We start from the raw sequence: 20,005 nt of genomic DNA on the forward strand, positions 1-20,005 counted from the left end.
GCTGATGCCGACGACGCGCAGTCGCGAGAACACCCGAGCCCGCCTGGTCGAGGCGGCCTCCGAGGTGTTCGCAGAAGTCGGCTTCGACGGGGCATCCGTCGAGGCGATCTGCGAGCGCGCCGGTTTCACCCGCGGAGCCTTCTACTCCAACTTCGAGTCGAAGGAGGATCTCTTCTTCGAACTCGCCCGTCAGGTCTCCGACACCAAGCTCGCCCGCGTCGCGGACCGCGTGTCCGAGATGGCCGCCGTCGAGGTGCCCCGCAGCACCGCGGAGATCGTGCGCTTCGTGCTCGACATCGCCACCGACGACCGTCTCGGCGTGCTGCTCATGAGTGAGATCCGCACGAACGCGATGCGCGACGAGCGCCTGGCCCGTGCCTATCTCGCCTGGGACGGCGCGATGGCCGCCCGGGTCGCGCAGATCATCGCCGAGATCCGGCGCACGTCGCGTCTCGCGCTGCGCGTCCCCGACGACGAGGCCGCCCGGATGCTCGTGAACACGTGGGAGGATGCCGCGGTGCACGCGGCGATCGCGCGCCTGTCGCCGAAGCGGGCCGAGCAGCAGTGCGCCGAGCGCATCGCGGCTCTGGCGTCGTTGCTGGTCGAGTCGCCCGCAGGCTGAGCCGCCGCCGTGTCGAGCCGTCGGAACCCTGTGGATCCGCGCCGGTGCGACCCCGTCGTGCGCCGGTCGCGATAGCCTCGCGAGGTGACCTCGCCGACGCCGACCGCCGCCGCCGCCCCCGCATCCCGCATCCCGCTCGCCCTCCCGATCCTGTTGATCGTCGGGGGCCTGGCGGGTCTCATCGCGGCGTTCAACCTGACGCTCGACGATCTGGCGCTGCTGAAGAACCCCGACGCGGCGCTCTCGTGCTCGGTCAACGCGTTCATCCAGTGCGGCAAGAACATCCAGTCGCCGCAGGGCAACGTGTTCGGGTTCCCGAACCCGATCCTCGGTCTCATGATGTTCCCCGCACCGATCGCGGTCGGGGTGGGGCTTCTGGCCCGGGCGCGCTTCGCCGCCTGGTTCTGGTGGCTGTTCCTGGCCGGCATGACCTTCGCGATGGGCTTCGTGCTCTGGCTCGCGTCCGAGAGCATCTTCTCGCTGCACACGCTGTGCCCGTGGTGCGCCCTGGTCTACCTCGCGGTGACCCCCATGTGGTTCGCCACCGTGCTGCATGTGTTCCGCGAGGGCTATGCGGGCACGGCGCTCGCGAAGGTCGGCCGCGTGCTGACCCCGTGGATCCCGCTTCTCACGATCCTCGTGTACCTCGCCATCTTCGGCACCGCCCAGCTGCAGCTCGGTCTGCTGCAGTCGCTGCTCTGAGCCGCGCCTCGCTCAGCCGGCGATCAGCGCATGGCAGCGGGCGAGGCGTGACATCCACCAGTCGCGTCGGTCGTCGGATGCCTCGTGCCGCGCCAGCAGCGCCGCGTCGGGCTGCACGCGGCGCACGGCGATGACACCGCCTTCGGGGCGCAGCGGCTGCGCTGTGACGTCGGCGAGGAACAGCGACGAGGTGCCGAGCCCGCAGTCGTAGTCGAGCTCGGGGAGCGCGGCAGCGAGGGCGAGTCCCATGCCGAGCCCGACCGAGGTGTCGAGCGCGCTCGAGACCACCGCCGGCAGCCCCGCCGCGGCCACGACCTCCAGTGCCCGGGAGAGACCGCCGAGCGGCGCCGCCTTGACGACGAGGATGTCGGCCGCCCCCGCCCGGGCCACGGCGAGAGGATCCTCGGCCTTGCGCACGCTCTCGTCGGCGGCGATCGGCACGTCGAGGTCGTGCATGCGGGCGCGGATGTCGGCGAGCTCGTCGACCCGCGCGCACGGCTGCTCGACGTATTCGAGGTCGTACGGCTCCAGCGCGCGGATGGCGTGCTCGGCCTCGTCGACGTTCCATCCGCCGTTCGCGTCGAGGCGCACGCGTCCCTCCGGGCCGAGCGCCCGTCGCACCGCCGCGACGCGGGTGACGTCGTCGGCGAGAGACTGCCCGCGCTCGGCGACCTTCACCTTCGCGGTGCGGCAGCCGTCGAAGCGGGCCAGCACGACGGGCACCTCGTCCGCCGCGACCGCCGGCACGGTCGCGTTCACCGGGATCTCGTCGCGGCGGGCGGCGGGCTGCGGCATCCAGGCGAAATCGATCGCCGCACGCAGCCAGACGGATGCCTCGTCGTCGTCGTACTCGGCGAAGGGGGAGAACTCCGACCAGCCCTGCGGCCCCTCGAACAGCAGCGCCTCGCGCACGGTCACGCCCCGGAAGCGGGTCGCCATCGGCAATGAGACGACCCGCGCCGTGGCGGCGATGTCGGCGAGCGACGGGGTGTCTGGCATCGGTCGTTCCGTTTCCTTAGCGTCATCCATGAGCGGGTGTGCGATTATGCCCGCGTGGATCTGACCTACTTGCAGGCCGTCGTCATCGGACTCCTCCAGGGAGTGACCGAACTCTTCCCGATCTCCAGCCTCGGGCATTCCATTCTCGTCCCCGCGTGGATCGGCGGCGAGTGGCAGTCCCTCGTCACCCAGGGCGACTCGTCGGGGCACACCCCGTTCCTCGCGTTCGTCGTGGCGTTGCACGTTGCGACGGCGCTCGCGCTCATCGTCTTCTACTGGCGGGACTGGGTCGCGGTGATCCGCGGGTTCTTCTGGTCGCTGAGCCACCGCAGTCTCGGCCGCAGCGAGGCGCGTCTGGCGTGGCTGCTCATCATCGGAACGATCCCGGTGGGCGTCATCGGCCTGCTGCTCGAGAAGCCGCTGCGTGTGCTCTTCTCGACCCCGCTCGTGGCCGCCGTCTTCCTGACCCTGAACGGCCTCGTGCTGCTGACGGCCGAGCTGCTGCGTCGCCGTCAGACGATCCTCGCCGGGCGGGCCGCCCGTGCCGCCGGGTCTCGTGCGGAGGCCCGCGGCGTCGCCGCCCGCCGCATCGACGACCTGTCCCTCGGCGAGGGAGCCCTGATCGGCACCACCCAGGCGCTCGCCCTGCTGCCCGGCATCTCCCGCTCGGGTGTGACGATCTCGGCCGGACTCCTGCGCCGCCTCGACCACGAGAGCGCCGCACGGTTCGCGTTCATGCTCGCCACGCCCGTCATCCTCGCCGCCGGGGTTCTGAAGGTCCCCGACCTGCTGCAGCCCGACGCCCGCGGCATCATGGGCCAGGTCATCGTCGGCTCGATCTGCGCATTCGTCGCGGCCTTCGCCGCGGTGGCGTTCCTGTCGCGCTACTTCCACACGCGCACGCTGTACCCGTTCGTGATCTACTGCGTCGTGGTCGGGGTCGCCAGCATCATCCGCTTCGGCTTCTTCGGCTGAGCACCGCCCGCCGCCGCCCAGGCCGGCCGCGAGGGCGGCGGCGTCGGGCGGGGCAGGAATAGGCTGGATGCCATGCTCCTCGACACCCCGGTCCGTCTCGGCATCCAGATCCGTCCCCAGCACGTCTCGTACGAAGACATCCGTCGTGCGGTCCTCACCCTTGAAGACCTCGGCGTCGACATCCTCTTCAACTGGGACCACTTCTACCCGCTCTCGGGCGACCCCGAGGGCCGCCACTTCGAGTCGTGGACGATGCTCGCGGCGTGGGCCGAGCAGACCGAGAAGGTCGAGTTCGGCGCCCTCGTGAACTGCAACAGCTACCGCAACGCCGACCTGCAGGCCGACATGGCCCGCACGGTCGACCACATCTCGGCCAAGGGCGGCGAGGGGCGCTTCATCTTCGGCACGGGCTCGGGCTGGTTCGAGCGCGACTACGACGAGTACGGCTACGAGTTCGGCACCCCCGGCACCCGCCTTACCGCGCTCGCCGAGGCGCTGCCGCGCATCGAGGCGCGCTGGGAGAAGCTGGTGCCGGTGCCGACCCGAAAGATCCCGGTGCTCATCGGCGGCAAGGGTGAGCAGAAGACACTGCGCATCGTCGCCCGTCACGCCGACATCTGGCACAGCTTCGTCACCCCCGAGGAGCTCGCGCACAAGGTCTCGGTCATCGACGAGTGGGCGGCGAAGGACGGCACGGACGTGTCGAACCTGGTCGTCTCGAACGAGCTGCAGCGCCGCACGACCGAAGACGCCGACGCGCTCTATGACGCCGGCGTGCGCCTGTTCACGCTCGGCTTCGACGGACCCGACTGGGACTTCGACGTCGTGCGCCGCTGGCTGCAGTGGCGCGACGGCAAGAACTGAGCCGCGCATGATCTCGCCGCTGTTCGATGAGTCCGAGTGGGCGGATGCCCCGGGGGCGGCGTCGTACACCGACATCACCGCCCACGTCAGCCGTGACGGGCGCATCGCCCGCATCGCGTTCGACCGACCCGAGGTGCGCAACGCGTTCCGTCCGCACACGGTCGACGAGCTCTACCGGGCGCTGGACATCGCGCGTCAGGACCCGCGCATCGGCGTGGTGCTGCTGACCGGCAACGGGCCGAGCCCGAAGGACGGCGGGTGGGCGTTCTGCTCGGGCGGCGACCAGCGCATCCGCGGTCGCGACGGCTACAAATACAGCGAGGACGCGACCGCGGTGCACGACCCGGCCCGCGCCGGGCGGCTGCACATCCTCGAGGTGCAGCGGCTCATCCGCTTCATGCCGAAGCCCGTGATCGCGGTCGTCCCCGGATGGGCGGCCGGCGGCGGGCACTCGCTCTACGTCGTGTGCGATCTGGCGATCGCCTCGCGGGAGCACGCCCGGTTCAAGCAGACCGACGCCGACGTGGGCTCGTTCGACGCGGGGTACGGCTCGGCGTACTTCGCGCGCCAGGTGGGTCAGAAGGTGGCGCGGGAGATCTTCTTCCTGGCGGAGGAATACTCCGCAGAGCGGGCGTACGAGATCGGGGCGATCAACCGTGTCGTCGCGCACGAGGACCTCGAGCGCGAGGCGGTGGCGATGGCACGCACGATCCTCGGCAAGTCGCCCACGGCGATCCGCATGCTGAAGTACGCGTTCAACGCGGTCGACGACGGGCTCGTCGGCCAGCAGCTGTTCGCGGGCGAGGCGACGCGTCTCGCCTACGGCACCGACGAGGCCGTCGAGGGCCGCGACGCATTCCTCGAGAAGCGCGACCCCGACTGGTCGCCGTATCCCTGGCACTTCTGAGATGACGGATGTCGCGGCCCTGACCCGTGCGCTGCGCGCCGCGCTCGACGGGTCGGGGCCCGCACTGCGTCTCGGCGGCGAGCCGGTGGCTGCGGCGGCCGCGCGCCCGCAGGAGAACGCGCGAGAACAGGACGTTGCCCGCGAAGGCTCCCTGTCCTCGCGCGACGACCTGTTGCCGGGCGCGGCGGCGGTCATCACGACGTCGGGGTCGACGGGGCATCCGAAGTCGGTCGTGCTGTCGGCCGATGCCCTGCTCGCGTCGGCGCGCGCAACCGTGGGGCTGCTCGGCGCCGGGCGCTGGCTGCTCGCGCTGACCCCCACCTACGTCGCCGGCTTGCAGGTGCTGGTGCGCTCGGTCGTCAGCGGCACCGAGCCGGTCGTGCTGCCATCGATTGCGCACGGCGGACGGTTCGCGGCATCCGATGTCATCGAGGCCACCGACGCCCTCGGCCCGGGGCCCCGGTACACGGCCCTGGTGCCGACCCAGTTGAGCGACCTGCTCGACGCGGATGCCGCCGCCGCCCGAGCGCTCGCGAGCTTCGACGCCGTGCTGATCGGCGGTCAAGCGCTCGCCCCCGCGCTCGCCGAACGGGCCGCGGCGGCGGGGGTACGCATCGTGCGCACCTACGGGTCGAGCGAGACCGCCGGCGGATGCGTCTACGACGGAGCGCCGCTCGACGGCGTGCGGCTGCGCGTCGAAGCGGGCGAGGTGCAGGTGGCGGGGCCGACGCTCGCCGACGGCTACCTGGGTGATCCGGCACTCACCGCGGCGGTGTTCCCGGTCGACGCCTACGGGGTGCGCTGGTATCGCACGGGCGACGCCGGCAGCGTCGACGACGGGATGCTGCGCATCACCGGCCGTATCGACAACGTGATCGTCTCGGGCGGGGTGAACGTCTCGCTCGACCGGGTCGAGCGGGCGGTGCGCACGGTGCCCGCGCTCGTGGCCGCGGTCGTCGTCGGGGTGCCGGACGCGCGGTGGGGGGAGGCATCCGCCATCGTCGTCGCGGGGGACGTCGACCGGGCCGCCGCGCTCGCCGCGGCCCGCGCGCGCGTCGAGGCCGAGGTCGGCGGCGTAGCCCGCCCGGCGCATCTGGTGACCGTCGACGAGATGCCCCTGCTGGCCTCGGGGAAGCCCGACCGGCGTGCGCTCGCCGCGCACGCACGCGCCGCCCTCTCGGCGGGCACATGAGCGCGCGCCCCTAGGATTGCTCCCCGTGGCAGGCAACACCAAGAAGCGGCGCTCGGCGCCCGCGCGCAAGACGCACCCCCGAGGCAATCCGCAGCGCTCCGGCTCGCCCGTGACCGCGCCGCGTCGCGCGGGTGTGCGCGACTGGATCGCCGCGGCGCGTCTGCGCACCCTGCCGCTCGCGATCGCCCCCGTGCTCATCGGCACCGGCGCCGCGCACGTGATCGACCCGAACCTTCACTGGGTGCTGGCACTCGGATGCCTCGCGGTCGCGGTCTTCCTGCAGATCGGCGTGAACTACGCGAACGACTACAGCGACGGCATCCGCGGCACCGACGACTACCGGGTGGGCCCGGGCCGGCTCACCGGCTCCCGCAAGGCCGCCCCGAAGGCGGTCCTCGCTGTCGCCCTGGCGTTCTTCGCGCTCGCGGGCATCGTCGGAGTCGTGCTCACGGTGCGCACCCAGCACTGGTGGCTGCTGATCGTCGGCGCGGTGTGCGTCGCGGCGGCGTGGTTCTACACCGGCGGCAAGCGTCCCTACGGCTACAACGCCCTCGGCGAGGTGTTCGTCTTCGTCTTCTTCGGGCTGGTCGCCACGGCCGGAACGACCTTCATCCAGGTCGGCGTCGTGCCGCAGGAAGCCTGGTTCGGCGGGGTCGCAGCGGGTCTGCTCGCCTGTGCCGTGCTGCTCGCGAACAACCTGCGCGACATCCCCCAGGATCGTGAGGCCGGCAAGCGCACCCTGAGCGTGCTGATCGGTGCGCGCGGCACACAGGTGCTGTACACGGTGTTCGTCGTCGTGGCGCTGCTGATCGCCTGCTTCCTCGGGTTCTTCTACCCGATCGCGTGGCTCGCGCTGATGTCGCTGCTGCTGCTCGGTCCGGCGCTGCTCATCGTGTGGATGTACGGCAAGCCGCAGGAGCTCGTGATCGCCCTCAGCCTCACGTCGCTCGGAGCCCTCGCATACGGCGCACTGCTGTTCTGGGCGTTCTCGGCCTGAACCGCGGCATCCGCTCCGGCCGGTGGGTGACGCTCAGCGCGCGTCGTCGTCGCCGAAGTAGGCGTCTGCCGCCTCGTCCTCGTCGAACTCGTTGCGGCGCACGCGGTCGCCGCTGCGCGCGGCGCGCCGACGCTCGCGGTTGTCGGCGAGGGTCGTGGTGACCTCGTCGAGGGGGCGTCGCAGGAAGATCACCGAGATGCTCAGTCCGATCAGTGCGGCGAAGATCGCGGCGAGCCAGACGAACTGCTGGAAGATCGGCAGCAGCATCATGAGGCCGAACGGCACGGCGAATGCGAGCAGACGCAGCACCGAGTAGAGCACGGCCGAGCGCACGGGATGGGCGGACATCCCTCCATCGTAGGTCGGCCGGTGAGGTGTCGCCTGAACGAGCCGATGCGTCATCCCGCCGTCCTCCCCAGGCCTCTCCCCGGCGGGCGCGCCTAGGATGAGGGCATGCGGCTCGTGCTGATCGTTGCAGTGCTCGCGGTCGTGTTCTGGATCTACAGCGTCATCGACGGCGCTGTGCAACCGGCCGACCGGCACCGCGGCGTGTCCAAGCCCGTGTGGATCCTCATCCTGCTGCTCCTGCCGGTCATCGGCGGGGTGCTCTGGTTCACCATCGGCCGCTCGCGGCTTCGTTCCGCCGGACGGCCCGCCCCCGACGACGACCCCGCGTTCCTCGGGTCGCTCGCGGATCTCTCCGACCAGGATGAGCGCATCCGCCGGCTGGAGGAGGAGTTGGCACGCCTCGACGCGGAGGACGCCGACCCCGACCTCCCTCCCCGTACGACCGACGACGACGAGAAGCGCAAGGGCTGACCGCGTGACCGATCGATCTCCGGCGACGGATGCCGCCGCGGCCCTGCTGGGCGCGCTCGTCGCGCAGGGGGTGCGGCATCTCGTCGTCAGCCCCGGCTCGCGCTCCCAGGCCCTCGCCCTCGCCGCCGCGGAGCTCGACCGCCGCGGACTCGCCCAGCTGCACGTGCGCATCGATGAGCGCGTCGCGGGCTTCACGGCGCTCGGCATCGGCCGCGAGTCCGGTATGCCCGCCGCCGTCATCTGCACCTCGGGCACCGCGGTCGCGAACCTGCTGCCTGCCGCCCTCGAAGCGCACCACGCCGGCGTGCCGCTGCTGCTGCTCACCGCAGATCGCCCGCCCGAGCTGCGCGGCGTGGGCGCGAACCAGACCACCCGCCAGCCGGGACTCTTCGCGCTCGCCGCGCGCCACGAGACCGATCTTCCGGTGCCCGAGGAGACCGACCCCGACGGCACCGCCGAGCAGACCGCGATGCTGCGCGCCGTGGCCGCCCAGGCCGTCGAGGAGGCCATCGGTGCCGGCACCCGCGCCGCCGGCCCGGTGCACCTGAACCTGCCGTACCGCGAGCCGCTCGCCGGGCCCCTCCCGGCCTGGTTCGCGGCCGAGGCTGCGGCCGTTCCCGTTCCCGCCGCCCCCGCCGAGGAGGGCGAAGAGGAGTCGTTCGGCGCGCTCTACCAGGGCGGCGGCGGCATCGGCGAGGCGGATGTCGCGACCGACCCCGAGCCCCTGCCGCACCTGCTCGTGCGGGGTCCGCGCACCGTGGTGATCGCCGGATCCGACGCCGGGCCCGACGCCGAGCAGCTCGCCCACCTGGGCGGCTGGCCGCTCGTCGCCGAGGTCGTCTCCGGCGCCCGGTTCGGCCGGCAGCTCGTGCACGGCTATCGCGAACTGCTCCGCGATCCCGCGCTCGGCGGAGCCGTCGAGCGGGCGGTGGTGCTGGGGCATCCGACTCTCAGCCGCGAGGTCACCGCCCTGCTCTCGCGTGCCGACGTCGAGGTGGTCGCGCTGCGCGGCCCCGGCGAGCCGCTCAACCTCAACGGTGAGAGCCTCGCCGTCGATGCGCTCGCCGTCGAACCCGGCGACACCGACCGCGAGTGGCTCGGTGCATGGCTGCGGGCGTCGCGCGAGGCATCCGTCGATCTCACCCCGCCCGCGCCCGACGCCGATGCGCTCGCGTCCGCCGAGCCACAGCGCCGCCTCGGTGCGATCGACGCCGAGCTCGCGGTCGCGCGGGAGCGGGTCGACCGCACGCTGCTCGTCGACGCCGTCTGGCGCGCGACCTGGCCGCACGACCGACTCGTGTTCGGATCATCGCGGCTCGTTCGGGTCGCCGACCAGGTGCTCGGCGGCAAGAAGGTGCGGGTGCACGCCAACCGTGGGCTCGCGGGTATCGACGGCACGATCGCCACCGCCCTCGGCGTCGCCGCCGCCTCGCAGGCGGACGGGCGACCGGGCGTCACCCGGGTGCTCCTCGGCGACCTCGCGCTGCTGCACGACGTCGGCGCGCTGCTGGCCGCGCCCGGCGAGCCGGAACCGCGCATCCAGGTGATCGTCGGCAACGACGGCGGCGGCACGATCTTCGACGGGCTCGAGGTGGCCCAGATCGCGGGCCCCGAGGCGATGGATCGCGTGCAGTACACGCCGCAGACCGTGCGCCTCGAACAGCTCGCCCTCGCCTACGGCTGGGAGTACCACCGCGTCACGACACGGTCCGCGCTCGATCAGGTGCTTACGTCGCCGTCGGGCGGACGTCAGCTCATCGAGGTGCCTCTCGAGCGCTGAGCGCGCCGCGGCATCCGCTCAGGCGAGCGCGTCGACGATCGGGCGGAACTTCACCCGGGTCTCGAGCAGCTCCGCCTCGGGGTCGCTCGAGGCGACGATGCCGGCGCCCGCGAACGCCGTCACCGGGATGTCGTCGCGATCCTCGGCCGTGGGAGACGACGACTCTGCGCCGAACTGCGCGCAGCGCAGCGCGATCGCCCACTCGCCGTCGCCGTCGCCGTCGATCCAGCCGACCGGACCGGCGTAGCGTCCGCGGTCGAACGGCTCGAGCTCGCGGATCGTCGCGAGGGCCGACGCCGTCGGGGTACCGGCGACCGCGGCGGTGGGGTGCAGCACCGCGACGAGATCCAGAGCGGATGCCTCGTGCCCCAGGTCGCCCTCGACGTCGGTCGCGAGATGCCACACGTTGGGCAGCTTCAGGGTGAAGGGCGTCTCGGCGGCGGTCACTGCGCGGGTGTGGCCCGCGAGGGCGCCGAGCACGCTCTGCACGGCGAAGCGGTGCTCGTCGAGATCCTTCTGGCTGGTCGCGAGAGCGACGGCGGCCGCGGCATCCCGATCGGCATCGGCGCCGCGCGCGGCGGTGCCGGCGAGCACCCGGGCGGTGAGGGTGCCGTCGTGCACGGTGACGAGGGTCTCGGGGCTCGCGCCGATGAGGCCGCCGACGGCGAAGGTCCACGTGTCGGGGTAGCCGCTCTGCAGGGCGCGCACGAGCCGGCGCAGGTCGGCGCCCGCCGGCACCGACCCCACGAGGTCGCGGGCCAGCACCACCTTCTCGAGCTCGCCGTCGCCGATGCGGGCCACCGCCTCGGCGACGGCGCGGGTGTAGTCGTCGGGGCTCTGCGCGCCGGGTCCGAGCGTGGCCGACCAGTACGGGCCGTACGGGATCGGGGCGACATCCTCGCCCTGATCGGATGCCTCCTCCCTCGTGATGCGCGTGATCCAGGTCTTCCCGCCGGTGCGGCCGACGACGACGGGCGGAACCACCAGTCGCGACGTCGCACCCGAACGGGAGCGCGCCTCGGCGTGCTCGTCGAACGCGAGAGAGCCGAAGGCGAGGAGGCCCGTGCCGGGGGCGTGCACCTCGTCGTCGACGGACGCGGCATCCGCGATCGCGCGCCACGTCGACGCGAGCCGGGTCGCGGCGTCCGCGGATGCCTCGAGGGCGATCAGCGGGCGACCGATCCCGACGAATCCGTCGCCGCGCCGCGACCACACCAGCGGCGTGTGCGGGTCCGCCAGAGCCAGCAGATCCTCGTGCGCGATGGTCTCCCGGGTGACCGCCACCAGTCGGGGGGGAGCGGGCAGGGTCACCCGTCCAGCCTAGGCCTCGCCCGGCCCGCCTAGACTCGACGGGTGACCGCCGCCGACGAGCCCAACCGCGCCGACCTGGGCAAGGATCCCGCCCGCGTGAGCGGCATGTTCGATCAGGTGGCCGCGGCCTACGACCGCACCAACACGCTGCTGAGCCTCGGCAACGATCGCCTCTGGCGCATCGCGATGACCCGCGCCGTCGCGCCGCAGCCGGGGGAGCGGGTGCTCGACCTCGCGGCGGGCACAGGAGCATCGAGCGTCGCACTCGCCCGCAGCGGCGCCGAGGTCGTCGCCGCGGACTTCTCGCCCGGCATGATCGCCGAGGGCGCGCGGCGGCACGGCGGCATCCCGAATCTCTCCTTCGTCGAAGCCGACGCCATGGCGCTGCCGTTCGATGACTCATCGTTCGACGCCGTCACCATCTCGTTCGGGCTGCGCAACGTCGCCGAGCCCAAGGTCGCCCTCGCCGAGCTGCTGCGGGTCACCAAGCCCGGCGGCCGCCTCGTGATCTGCGAGTTCTCCCAGCCGCAGAATCCGGTTTTCGCGGCGCTCTACCGTTTCTACAACGACCGCGTGCTGCCCACCGTCGCCGGCTGGGTGAGTTCGAACGCCGATGCGTACGACTACCTCAACGAGTCGATCAAGGCCTGGCCCGCCCAGCGCGCGCTCGCCGCATGGGTGCGCGAGGCCGGCTGGACCGATGTCGCCTACCGCGACCTCACCTTCGGCATCGTCGCGCTGCACCGTGCGGTGAAGGCCTGATCGGCGCACCTGGGCATCGGCTACGAGGCGTTCTCGACCGACGGGATCGGCGGCCACCGGTGGAGTGAGCGCCGGTAGGCTGTCTGCGTGACTCCGACCTCGTCCGCGCCCGGTCTGCCCCTGGCAGGTCACCTCAGCGTGACGGAGCGGGTGTTCGCGGGGCCGGCCTCCCGTCGCCTGTGGAAGACGGTCGAAGCGAGTCTCGCTCAGGTCGAGGCCCAGCTGGCGACCGAGATCGCGTTCACCGATCGGCTCGCCGACGTCACCAGTCGCTACCTCTACCAGGCCGGCGGCAAGCGAGTGCGGCCGATGCTGACGCTGCTCACCGCGCAGCTCGGCGACGGCGCGACACAGCCGGTCATCGAGGGTGCCGCCGCCCTCGAGCTCACCCACCTCGGCTCCCTCTACCACGACGACGTCATGGACGGTGCGGACGTGCGCCGCGGCGTTCCGGCCGCCCATGCCGTGTGGGGCAACAGCATCGCCATCCTCACCGGCGACCTGCTCTTCTCCCGCGCCAGCCAGATCATGGCCCGCCACGGCGATGCCGCCATCCAGCTGCAGGCCGACACGTTCGAACGACTCGTGCTCGGCCAGTTGCACGAGACCGTGGGTGCGTCCGACGACGACGACCCGGTGGAGTTCTACCTGCAGGTGCTCGCCGACAAGACCGGCTCGCTCATCGCGGCATCCGCGAAGGCCGGAATCACGTTCGGCAACGGCCCCGAGGAGTACGCCGAGCCGCTGCAGGTCTTCGGCGACAAGGCGGGCGTCGCGTTCCAGTTGCTCGATGACGTCATCGACCTCTCGGCCGACGCCGACGAGACCGGCAAGGTGCCCGGCACCGACCTGCGCGCGGGCGTTCCGACCATGCCCTACCTGCTGCTCGGCGCCGACACCGACGCCGCCTCGGTCGACCTGCGCGCCCGCATCGACGAGGGCGTCGCCCGCATCGCCGACGGCGCCGACCCGGCGATCCTCGACGAGCCGCTCACCCGGCTGCGCGAGCACCCCGCGACCCGCCGCACGCTCGAGCTCGCCCGTCAGTGGGCGTCTGACGCGGTCGCCGCCCTGGCGCCGCTCCCCGCCGGGCCCGTGCGCGAGGGCCTCACGCGGTTCGCCGACGCGGTCGTCGACCGCAGCAGCTGACCCACGACGCCCGGCCGCGCCGCGGCATCCGACTGCGTCGCGCCCCACGAAAGGACACCCCCATGACCAAGCTCCGGCTGGCCATCGTCGGTGCCGGTCCCGCAGGGATCTACGCCGCCGACATCCTCTTGAAGGAACAGCGGCCCTTCGACGTCTCGATCGATCTGTTCGAGCACCTGCCGGCTCCCTACGGACTCGTGCGTTACGGCGTGGCCCCCGACCACCCGCGCATCAAGGGCGTCATCACGGCGTTGCGCGAGGTGCTCGACCGTGGTGACATCCGCATCTTCGGCAACGTGCGCTACGGCGTCGACATCACCCTCGACGACCTGAAGAAGCACTACAACGCGGTCATCTTCGCGACCGGAGCGATCCGTGACGCCGACCTCGACATCCCCGGGATCGACGCTCAGGGCTCGTACGGCGCGGCCGATTTCGTGAGCTGGTTCGACGGGCACCCCGACGTGCCGCGCACCTGGCCGCTCGAGGCGGCATCCGTCGCTGTCGTCGGCGTCGGCAACGTCGCACTCGACGTGTCGCGCATTCTCGCGAAGCACGCGATCGACCTGCTGCCGACCGAGGTGCCGGGCAACGTCTACGAGATCCTCGAGGCGAGCCCCGTCACCGACGTGCACGTGTTCGGCCGCCGCGGCCCGGCGCAGGTGAAGTTCACCCCGCTCGAGCTGCGCGAGCTCGGTGAGCTGCGCGACGTCGACATGGTCGTCTACGACGAGGACTTCGACTACGACGAGGCGTCCCTCGCGGCGATCGCGAGCAACAAGCAGGTCAAGGTCATCGACCGCGTGCTGCAGGAGTGGCGCACGCGTCCAGCGGCGAACGGTGCTGCCGGGCCCGCCTCGCGCCGCCTGCACCTGCACTTCTGGGCGAAGCCTGTCGAGGTCACGACGGATGCCGCGGGCCGGGTCGCGTCCCTCGTCTACGAGCGCACCCGTCCCGACGGGCAGGGCGGGGTCGTCGGGACCGGCGAGCTGCGCGAGGTGCCGATCGGGCAGCTCTACCGCGCTGTCGGCTACTTCGGCTCGCCGCTGCCGGGGGTGCCGTTCGACGACCGGCACGGGGTCATCCCGAACCACGAGGGTCAGGTGCTCGAGCCCGACTCGAACGAGATCGTTCCGGGCGTCTACGCGACCGGGTGGATCAAGCGCGGGCCGGTGGGGCTCATCGGCCACACCAAGTCCGACGCGATGGAGACCGTGCGCCACCTCGTGGGCGACCAGGCGTCGTGGTGGCAGCCCGAGGACCCGTCCGACGAGGCGATCCCCGCGCTCCTCGCCGAGCGCGGTGTGCGCTGGACCGACCTCGAGGGCTGGCACCGCCTCGACGAGCACGAGATCGCCCTCGGGGCTCCGCACGAGCGCGCACGCATCAAGGTCGTTCCGCGCGACGAGATGATCAGCATATCCCGCGGCGAATGACCGCGGGACGGCGACTCACCCCCGGGCTGCTCGCGGCACTCGGGTTCATCACGGCGGTCGGCCCGTTCGCGGTCGACATGTACCTTCCGTCGTTCACGCAGATCGGCACCGATCTCGCCGCTCCCGCCTCGAGCGTGCAGCTGACCCTCACCGCGTTCCTCATCGGCATCGGGGTGGGCCAGCTGATCCTCGGGCCCCTGTCCGACCGGTTCGGCAGGCGCCCCGTGCTGGTCATCGCGCTGGCCGTGTTCGCGGCATCCGGTGTCGCGATGGCGTTCACGCCGACCGTCGAGGTGTTCATCGCGTTGCGCCTGGTGCAGGGTCTGACGGGAGCCGCGGGCATGATGCTCGCCCGCGCGATCGCCGTGGACCTCAGCGAGGGCGAGACGGCGGTGCGGGCGCTGAGCCTCATCGCGATGCTCGTCGGGCTCGGGCCGCTCATCGCACCCCCCATCGGCGGCGCGGTCGCGGCGATCGCCGGCTGGCGCGGGGTGCTCGGGGTGCTCGCCGCGATCTCGGTCGCGATGTTCGTGCTCGCCGTGGCGGTGGTGCCGGAGTCGCTGCCGCCCGAGAAGCGACACGCAGGAGGGGTGGCGGGCGCGTTCGCGCGGTATGGCACGCTGCTGCGTGACGGCGGCGTGCGCGGCTATGTGACGGTGTTCGCGTTCGGCTTCGCCGCGATGATGGCCTACATCTCCGCCTCGCCGTTCGTCGGCCAGACCGTGCTGCGCATGCCGCCCCTCGTGTATGCGTTCGGGTTCGCGGCGGGAGCGGCGGGCATCGTGCTCTCGAACCTCGTCAACGCGCGGGTCGCGCCGAGAGTCGGCGTGAGACGGATGCTGCTGGTCGGCGTCGCGCTCTCCGTCGTCGCCTCGGTCGCGCTGGCGGTGCTCGCGCTCACGGGGGCGCTGCAGCCTGCGACGTTCATCCTGTGCGCGTTCGTGCTGACCTCGGCGACGGGTCTCATCATGTCGAACGCGAGTGCGCTCGCTCTCGCCCGCGCGGCTGCGGCGCGGGGCGCGGGAGCGGCCCTGCTCGGGTCGAGCCAGTTCCTCGTCGGGGCGATCGCCTCCCCGCTCGTCGGCCTGTGGGGCGAGGACACGGCGGTGCCGATGGCGCTCGTCGCGCTCGTCGCATCGGCGGTGGCGGCGGTCGTCGTGCTGCTCACCCGTCCGCGGCCGCTGCCGGCCGCCTAGTCGCCCGCGGCGGCGGTCCCGCGCTCGGAGTGCCCGGATGCCGCGGCCGATCGCCCTGCGGTGAGCTCCTCGCCGACCACCACGACCCAGGGTGCCGCGGCGACGAGCAGGATCGAGAGCGCGAACGATGTGCCGATCTCGGCCAGGACGACGGCGGCGGCGAGCACGACGAGACCGAGCGTCAGAGCGACCGCGTGTGCGCGCCGCACGCGGCGTGTGAGCGTTGCGGCGACCGCGAGATAGGTCGTGAGGAACACGGCGACCGCGATCGCGACGATCTGCACGGCGACCGCGAAGTCGACGTGCGCCTGCCCCTCGACCACGTAGGCGCCGACATGGAGTCCCGCCCCCGCCGCGGCGACCGCAGCGAAGACGAGCATGTGCAGGTAGCCGAACACGAAGCCGCCGCCGGGGCGATGCTCGAGCAGGTGGCCGAACGGCACCGCGAAGTAGGCCCACCACATGCCGAAGGTGAGGATCACGCCGGCCGCGACGAGAACGATCGCGTCGCCCGACCAGCCGCTCGCGGCGATGATCGGCTGCACCGCGGTCACCGTGCCGAGCACGCCTTCGCCGAGGGCGATGAGCACGAGCAGGCCGTAGCGCTCCGCGATGTGGTGCGGATGCCAGGGGGTCGGATGCCGCCGCTCGGCGAGCAGCGGACCCCCGAGCTCGATGAGGTAGAGCACGGCCGCGAACGCCAGGGTGGGGCCGAGTTCGAGATGCAGCACGGCGGTGGCTACCCACCCGATCTGTGCGATCGCGATGAACGTCGCGTAGATCAGCGCCGTTCGGCGGTGCGCGGGCGACTGGGCTGCGAGGCGCAGCCATTGGGCGAGCATGGCGACGCGCATGATCACGTAGCCGGCGACGACCACCGTGTTGTCGATGCCGTGGCCGTCCTCCAGCGAGTGGAACACGTCGGAGAGGCCGAGGGCGAGCACCAGCACGCCCGCCATCTGCACCATCGTCGTGAGGCGGTACACCCAGTCGTCGGTGTCGAACGCCGAGGCGAACCACGAGAAGTTGATCCAGGCCCAGATGATCGCGAACATCCCGAAGGCGAATCCGCCGAGTCCGACGGCGAGACGTCCTTCCGCGATCTCGTGCGCCATCTGGGATCCGGCGATGCCGAACGCGACGACGAACGTCAGGTCGAAGAGGAGTTCGAGTGGGGTCGCTGCGCGGCCGTGCTCGCGGGGGTTCCGGCCGAGCATGCGGCGCATGCGTGCGGTCACGGATCCTGCGGCGACGTGCGGGGGAGTGTTCATCGTCACGGGGATCATCTTGCCGGTCCGGGGCGGTCGTAGGCTGGCGGCATGACGGTCGGGTGGGGCGCCGACATCCTCGGCGACGGATTCATGCAGCTCAGCCTGCCCCTCGGGGAGGACTCCGAGGGTGCGGTGGTCGCCACCCTGGTGCGTGCGGTGCCTGAGCGGGGGCCGGCGTCGTGGTTCGCCGCAAGGCCGCTCGGAGACGTCGATGTGCTCTACGTGCACGGGTGGTCGGACTACTTCTTCCAGACGAGGCTCGCCCGATTCTGGACCTCCCGCGGTGCCCGCTTCTTCGCCCTGGATCTTCGCAAGTACGGACGCAGCCTCCGGCCCGGGCAGACCCCCGGGTACGTGACCGACCTCACGACCTACGACGAGGACATCGCCGCAGCCCTCGGCGCCATGGGTCGCGACGGCGAGGGGCGGCATCCGCATCGCCGGCTCGTGCTGCTCGGGCACTCGACCGGAGGCCTGACCCTGAGCCTGTGGGCCGACCGGCATCCGCGGGCGGCGGCAGCCGTGATCCTGAACAGTCCGTGGCTCGAGTTCCAGCTGCCGGGGCGTCGGCGCAGTGCGCTCGCCCCGGTCGTCGGCATCGGGGCCCGGATGCGTCCATACGAGACCGTGCCGCAGGTGGATCTCGGCTTCTACACACGGGCGCAGCGCGAGGTGGCCGACCCGACCGATCCGGTGTCGATCGATCTCGACTGGCGTCCTGAGCAGACGATGGCGGTGCACACCGGGTGGCTGAACGCGATTCTCGCGGGGCACGCGCGCGTCGAGGCGGGGCTGCGCATCGACGCGCCAGTGTGTGTGCTGCTGTCGGCGCGCAGCGCCGTGCCCACCCGGTGGAGCGAGGAGCTCACCCGTGCCGACAGCGTGCTCGTGGTCGACGACATCGCCCGTGCGGCGGTGCAGCTCGGCTCGTCGGTGACGGTCGAGCGCATCGAGGGTGCGTTGCACGACGTCTTCCTGTCGCGCCACGATGCCCGCGAGGAGGCGTACGCGCGTCTCGCGCGCTGGGTCGGCGGAGTGCTCGCGCGGGCGTAGCCGGCGTCGCGCACGGGCGGTCGGCCGCGCGCGCTCGACTTACGCGGCGAGGCGGGTCGGCGCCGGCCAGCCGCCGGTCGTGACCACGTCGCCGACGGCCGACACGAGGCGGGCGGGGGCGACGTCGGCGAGCCACGCGGGCGCCTCGGTGCCGCGGATGATCGCGGCCGTCGACAGGGCGTTCGCCTCCACGCAGCTGCGCGCCGCGACCGTCACGGTGCGCCACACCTCGGGCGCCGGCTCTCCGGTGCGCGGGTCGACGATGTGATGGATGTCGCGTCCCGCCCGCTGCCACCGGCGATGAAGAAGACTGGATGTCGCGATGCCCGCGCCCGCGCGCAGGGTGACCTGGTCGATCGGCTCGCCCGCGGCATCCTGCACCGTCACCTGCCAGCCGCCGACCGGCTCGGGGCCGGCGCAGGCGATGTCGCCGCCGAGGGAGAGCAGCACGCCGCAGTCGTACGCGACGGCGACGGCGGCTGCCACGCGATCGGCGGCGAGCGCCTTCGCGGTCGCGCCGAGGTCGAGGGAGAGGTGCGCGGGCACGGTCAGCAGGTCGCCGTCGAGCGTGATGCGGCGCCACCCGGGGGTGTGACGCACGACGACGCGGATGGGCCGGTCGTCGTCGAGGATCAGGCGGATGTCGCGGTCGTAGCCGAGGGCGTCCATCGCGGTGCGCACGGTGGGGTCGACGAGTCCGCCGGTCAGCTCGGCGGCCTTGAGGGCGGCGCGCACGAAGTCGGCGAGCGTGGCGCTCACACGCACTCCGTCCGGCAGCCGGTCGGAGATGCGGTTGAGTTCGGATGTCGCGTCGAACCGGTCGACCGCGGCGGCGATGATCGCGAGCTCGCGCTGCGCGACCTCGATCGCCATCGGGAGGGCGTCGTCGCGGGTGACCACGAGGCGGGCGTCGGTCGACCACAGCGCCCACTCGTGCGCGGCGGTCATCGTGAGCCCGACGTCGTGCCGTGCGAGGTGGTGCCGGATCCGCTCGAGACCGAGCCGGAGTTCGAGCTGGTCGATCCGCTGCTCGAGCTCGAGCTCGAACCGGACGACGTCGTGCCCGAGTTAGTGGTGCCCGACGACGACGTGCTCGATCCGGATGTGCCCGTGCTCGACGTCCCCGTGCTCGAGGTCCCCGTGCTCGAGGACGACGTCGAGGTCGTGCTCGTTCCGCTCCACTCGGTCGCGACCGCGGGGGCGGCGGCGATCAGCACGCCCGCTCCGGCTGAGATCACCGCGGCGGTCGCGAGGGTCGCCCGCAGCTTCGCCTTCTCACTTCTGCGCATCGGATGCTCCTTCCGTTGTGAAAGAAGCGTGCGCGTCGCACTGATGCGCTCCCGAGGTCTGAGCCGGGCGGGCGGGGAGAGAACGCTATGCGATTGCTGTGACGGGATGCCGCGGCATCCGGTCGATCACCGATAGTTGACGAACTGCAGGTCGACGTCGAGGTCGGCGGCCTTGAGGAGGCGCTGCACTTCCTGTAGGTCGTCGCGCGACTTCGAGGTCACGCGCAGCTCGTCGCCCTGGATCTGGCTCTTCACGGTCTTGGGGCCCTCGTCGCGGATGATCTTGCCGATCTTCTTCGCGTTCTCCTGCGAGATGCCTTCCTTGAGGCTCGAGGTGATGCGGTACTCCTTGCCGCTGGCGACGGGGTCCCCGGAGTCGAGCGACTTCAGCGAGATGCCGCGCTTGATGAGCTTCGACTGGAACACGTCGAGCACGGCCTTCGCGCGCTCCTCGCTGTTCGCCTTGATGAGGATCTGCTCGCCGCTCCACGCGATCGACGCGTCGGTGCCCTTGAAGTCGTAGCGCTGCTCGACCTCTTTGTGCGCCTGGTTGAGGGCGTTGTCGGCCTCCTGACGATCGATTTTGCTGACGATATCGAAGGAGCTGTCTGCCATGCCCGCGAGTCTATCCGCGGCATGTGGCGGCGTCCCGAGCCGGGGCGCTGCCCGGTTCGTAGACTG

General features: G+C 71.9%; 21 protein-coding genes. 15 read left to right on the top strand and 6 right to left on the bottom strand.

Annotation, left to right across the window (positions count from 1 at the left end):
- The first annotated feature begins 4 nt into the window (after positions 1–4).
- Together RR49_RS09000 and RR49_RS09005 are read left to right on the top strand one after the other, a co-directional pair.
- Complete coding sequence (locus tag RR49_RS09000; protein WP_048808995.1) at positions 5–622, top strand: TetR family transcriptional regulator; 618 nt, start codon at positions 5–7, stop codon at positions 620–622.
- Positions 623–706: 84 nt separating this feature from the next.
- Positions 707–1,324 (top strand): vitamin K epoxide reductase family protein, encoded by a 618-nt coding sequence (locus RR49_RS09005; RefSeq protein WP_048808996.1) that lies wholly within the window; start codon positions 707–709, stop codon positions 1,322–1,324.
- 12 nt (positions 1,325–1,336) lie between these two features.
- On the opposite strand, the gene RR49_RS09010 is transcribed toward RR49_RS09005, so the two are convergent.
- Positions 1,337–2,323 (bottom strand): o-succinylbenzoate synthase, encoded by a 987-nt coding sequence (locus tag RR49_RS09010; protein ID WP_045247752.1) that lies wholly within the window; start codon positions 2,321–2,323, stop codon positions 1,337–1,339.
- A 54-nt stretch (positions 2,324–2,377) separates the two neighbouring features.
- Between RR49_RS09010 and RR49_RS09015 the strand changes: the two genes are divergently transcribed.
- The 5 genes from RR49_RS09015 to RR49_RS09035 all read left to right on the top strand — a co-directional run bounded on the left by RR49_RS09015 (position 2,378) and on the right by RR49_RS09035 (position 7,258).
- Positions 2,378–3,298, top strand: a complete 921-nt coding sequence (locus RR49_RS09015) for an undecaprenyl-diphosphate phosphatase (protein WP_045247753.1) — start codon at positions 2,378–2,380, stop codon at positions 3,296–3,298.
- A 72-nt stretch (positions 3,299–3,370) separates the two neighbouring features.
- Complete coding sequence (locus RR49_RS09020; protein WP_045247754.1) at positions 3,371–4,162, top strand: LLM class F420-dependent oxidoreductase; 792 nt, start codon at positions 3,371–3,373, stop codon at positions 4,160–4,162.
- A 7-nt stretch (positions 4,163–4,169) separates the two neighbouring features.
- Complete coding sequence (locus RR49_RS09025; protein WP_045247755.1) at positions 4,170–5,069, top strand: 1,4-dihydroxy-2-naphthoyl-CoA synthase; 900 nt, start codon at positions 4,170–4,172, stop codon at positions 5,067–5,069.
- Position 5,070: 1 nt separating this feature from the next.
- Positions 5,071–6,261 (top strand): AMP-binding protein, encoded by a 1,191-nt coding sequence (locus RR49_RS09030; protein WP_045247756.1) that lies wholly within the window; start codon positions 5,071–5,073, stop codon positions 6,259–6,261.
- Positions 6,262–6,286: 25 nt separating this feature from the next.
- Positions 6,287–7,258, top strand: coding sequence for a 1,4-dihydroxy-2-naphthoate polyprenyltransferase (locus RR49_RS09035; protein WP_045247757.1), 972 nt, complete (start codon positions 6,287–6,289; stop codon positions 7,256–7,258).
- A gap of 33 nt (positions 7,259–7,291) precedes the next feature.
- Here the strand turns inward: RR49_RS09035 and RR49_RS09040 are convergent, their stop codons facing one another.
- Positions 7,292–7,606 carry a DUF4229 domain-containing protein gene (locus tag RR49_RS09040; RefSeq protein ID WP_045247758.1) on the bottom strand — a complete coding sequence of 105 codons (315 nt, stop codon included), beginning with the start codon at positions 7,604–7,606 and terminating at the stop codon, positions 7,292–7,294.
- Positions 7,607–7,711: 105 nt separating this feature from the next.
- Between RR49_RS09040 and RR49_RS09045 the strand changes: the two genes are divergently transcribed.
- Together RR49_RS09045 and menD are read left to right on the top strand one after the other, a co-directional pair.
- On the top strand, positions 7,712–8,077 hold the full coding sequence (locus RR49_RS09045; RefSeq protein ID WP_045247759.1) for a PLDc N-terminal domain-containing protein: 366 nt from the start codon (positions 7,712–7,714) through the stop codon (positions 8,075–8,077).
- Positions 7,968–9,857 (top strand): 2-succinyl-5-enolpyruvyl-6-hydroxy-3-cyclohexene-1-carboxylic-acid synthase, encoded by a 1,890-nt coding sequence (gene menD, locus RR49_RS09050; protein ID WP_084603858.1) that lies wholly within the window; start codon positions 7,968–7,970, stop codon positions 9,855–9,857. Before RR49_RS09045 ends, menD begins: the two co-directional genes overlap by 110 nt.
- A gap of 18 nt (positions 9,858–9,875) precedes the next feature.
- Here the strand turns inward: menD and RR49_RS09055 are convergent, their stop codons facing one another.
- The gene (locus tag RR49_RS09055) at positions 9,876–11,162 is read right to left on the bottom strand and encodes an isochorismate synthase (RefSeq protein WP_425411865.1); all 1,287 of its coding nucleotides are present in this window, start codon (positions 11,160–11,162) and stop codon (positions 9,876–9,878) included.
- A 48-nt stretch (positions 11,163–11,210) separates the two neighbouring features.
- Between RR49_RS09055 and RR49_RS09060 the strand changes: the two genes are divergently transcribed.
- The 4 genes from RR49_RS09060 (at position 11,211) to RR49_RS09075 (ending at position 15,711) form a co-directional block, all read left to right on the top strand.
- Positions 11,211–11,930: a demethylmenaquinone methyltransferase gene (locus RR49_RS09060; RefSeq protein WP_048809000.1), complete on the top strand. Its 720-nt coding sequence runs from the start codon at positions 11,211–11,213 to the stop codon at positions 11,928–11,930.
- Positions 11,931–12,017: 87 nt separating this feature from the next.
- Positions 12,018–13,079, top strand: coding sequence for a polyprenyl synthetase family protein (locus RR49_RS09065; protein ID WP_045247761.1), 1,062 nt, complete (start codon positions 12,018–12,020; stop codon positions 13,077–13,079).
- A gap of 62 nt (positions 13,080–13,141) precedes the next feature.
- Positions 13,142–14,515, top strand: coding sequence for an FAD-dependent oxidoreductase (locus tag RR49_RS09070; RefSeq protein WP_045247762.1), 1,374 nt, complete (start codon positions 13,142–13,144; stop codon positions 14,513–14,515).
- On the top strand, positions 14,512–15,711 hold the full coding sequence (locus tag RR49_RS09075; RefSeq protein ID WP_045247763.1) for a multidrug effflux MFS transporter: 1,200 nt from the start codon (positions 14,512–14,514) through the stop codon (positions 15,709–15,711). The genes RR49_RS09070 and RR49_RS09075 overlap by 4 nt, the downstream gene beginning before the upstream one ends.
- Here RR49_RS09075 and RR49_RS09080 read toward each other — a convergent pair.
- Entirely contained in the window at positions 15,708–16,982 is a 1,275-nt protein-coding gene (locus RR49_RS09080; RefSeq protein WP_045247764.1) for a low temperature requirement protein A, read from the bottom strand. The two genes, RR49_RS09075 and RR49_RS09080, sit on opposite strands and share 4 nt — an antisense overlap.
- A gap of 48 nt (positions 16,983–17,030) precedes the next feature.
- Between RR49_RS09080 and RR49_RS09085 the strand changes: the two genes are divergently transcribed.
- Positions 17,031–18,035, top strand: a complete 1,005-nt coding sequence (locus RR49_RS09085; protein ID WP_045247765.1) for an alpha/beta hydrolase — start codon at positions 17,031–17,033, stop codon at positions 18,033–18,035.
- 39 nt (positions 18,036–18,074) lie between these two features.
- Here RR49_RS09085 and RR49_RS09090 read toward each other — a convergent pair whose 3' ends face one another.
- Positions 18,075–18,983, bottom strand: coding sequence for an FAD:protein FMN transferase (locus tag RR49_RS09090; protein ID WP_045247766.1), 909 nt, complete (start codon positions 18,981–18,983; stop codon positions 18,075–18,077).
- Here RR49_RS09090 and RR49_RS09095 point away from each other — a divergent pair.
- The gene (locus RR49_RS09095; RefSeq protein ID WP_045247767.1) at positions 18,969–19,460 is read left to right on the top strand and encodes a hypothetical protein; all 492 of its coding nucleotides are present in this window, start codon (positions 18,969–18,971) and stop codon (positions 19,458–19,460) included. The genes RR49_RS09090 and RR49_RS09095 overlap by 15 nt on opposite strands.
- Here RR49_RS09095 and RR49_RS09100 read toward each other — a convergent pair.
- Positions 19,451–19,939 carry a YajQ family cyclic di-GMP-binding protein gene (locus tag RR49_RS09100; RefSeq protein WP_045247768.1) on the bottom strand — a complete coding sequence of 163 codons (489 nt, stop codon included), beginning with the start codon at positions 19,937–19,939 and terminating at the stop codon, positions 19,451–19,453. The genes RR49_RS09095 and RR49_RS09100 overlap by 10 nt on opposite strands.
- Between the last annotated feature and the right edge of the window lie 66 nt (positions 19,940–20,005).

The sequence above is a fragment of the Microbacterium ginsengisoli genome, from assembly GCF_000956535.1.
GTDB lineage: Bacteria > Actinomycetota > Actinomycetes > Actinomycetales > Microbacteriaceae > Microbacterium > Microbacterium ginsengisoli.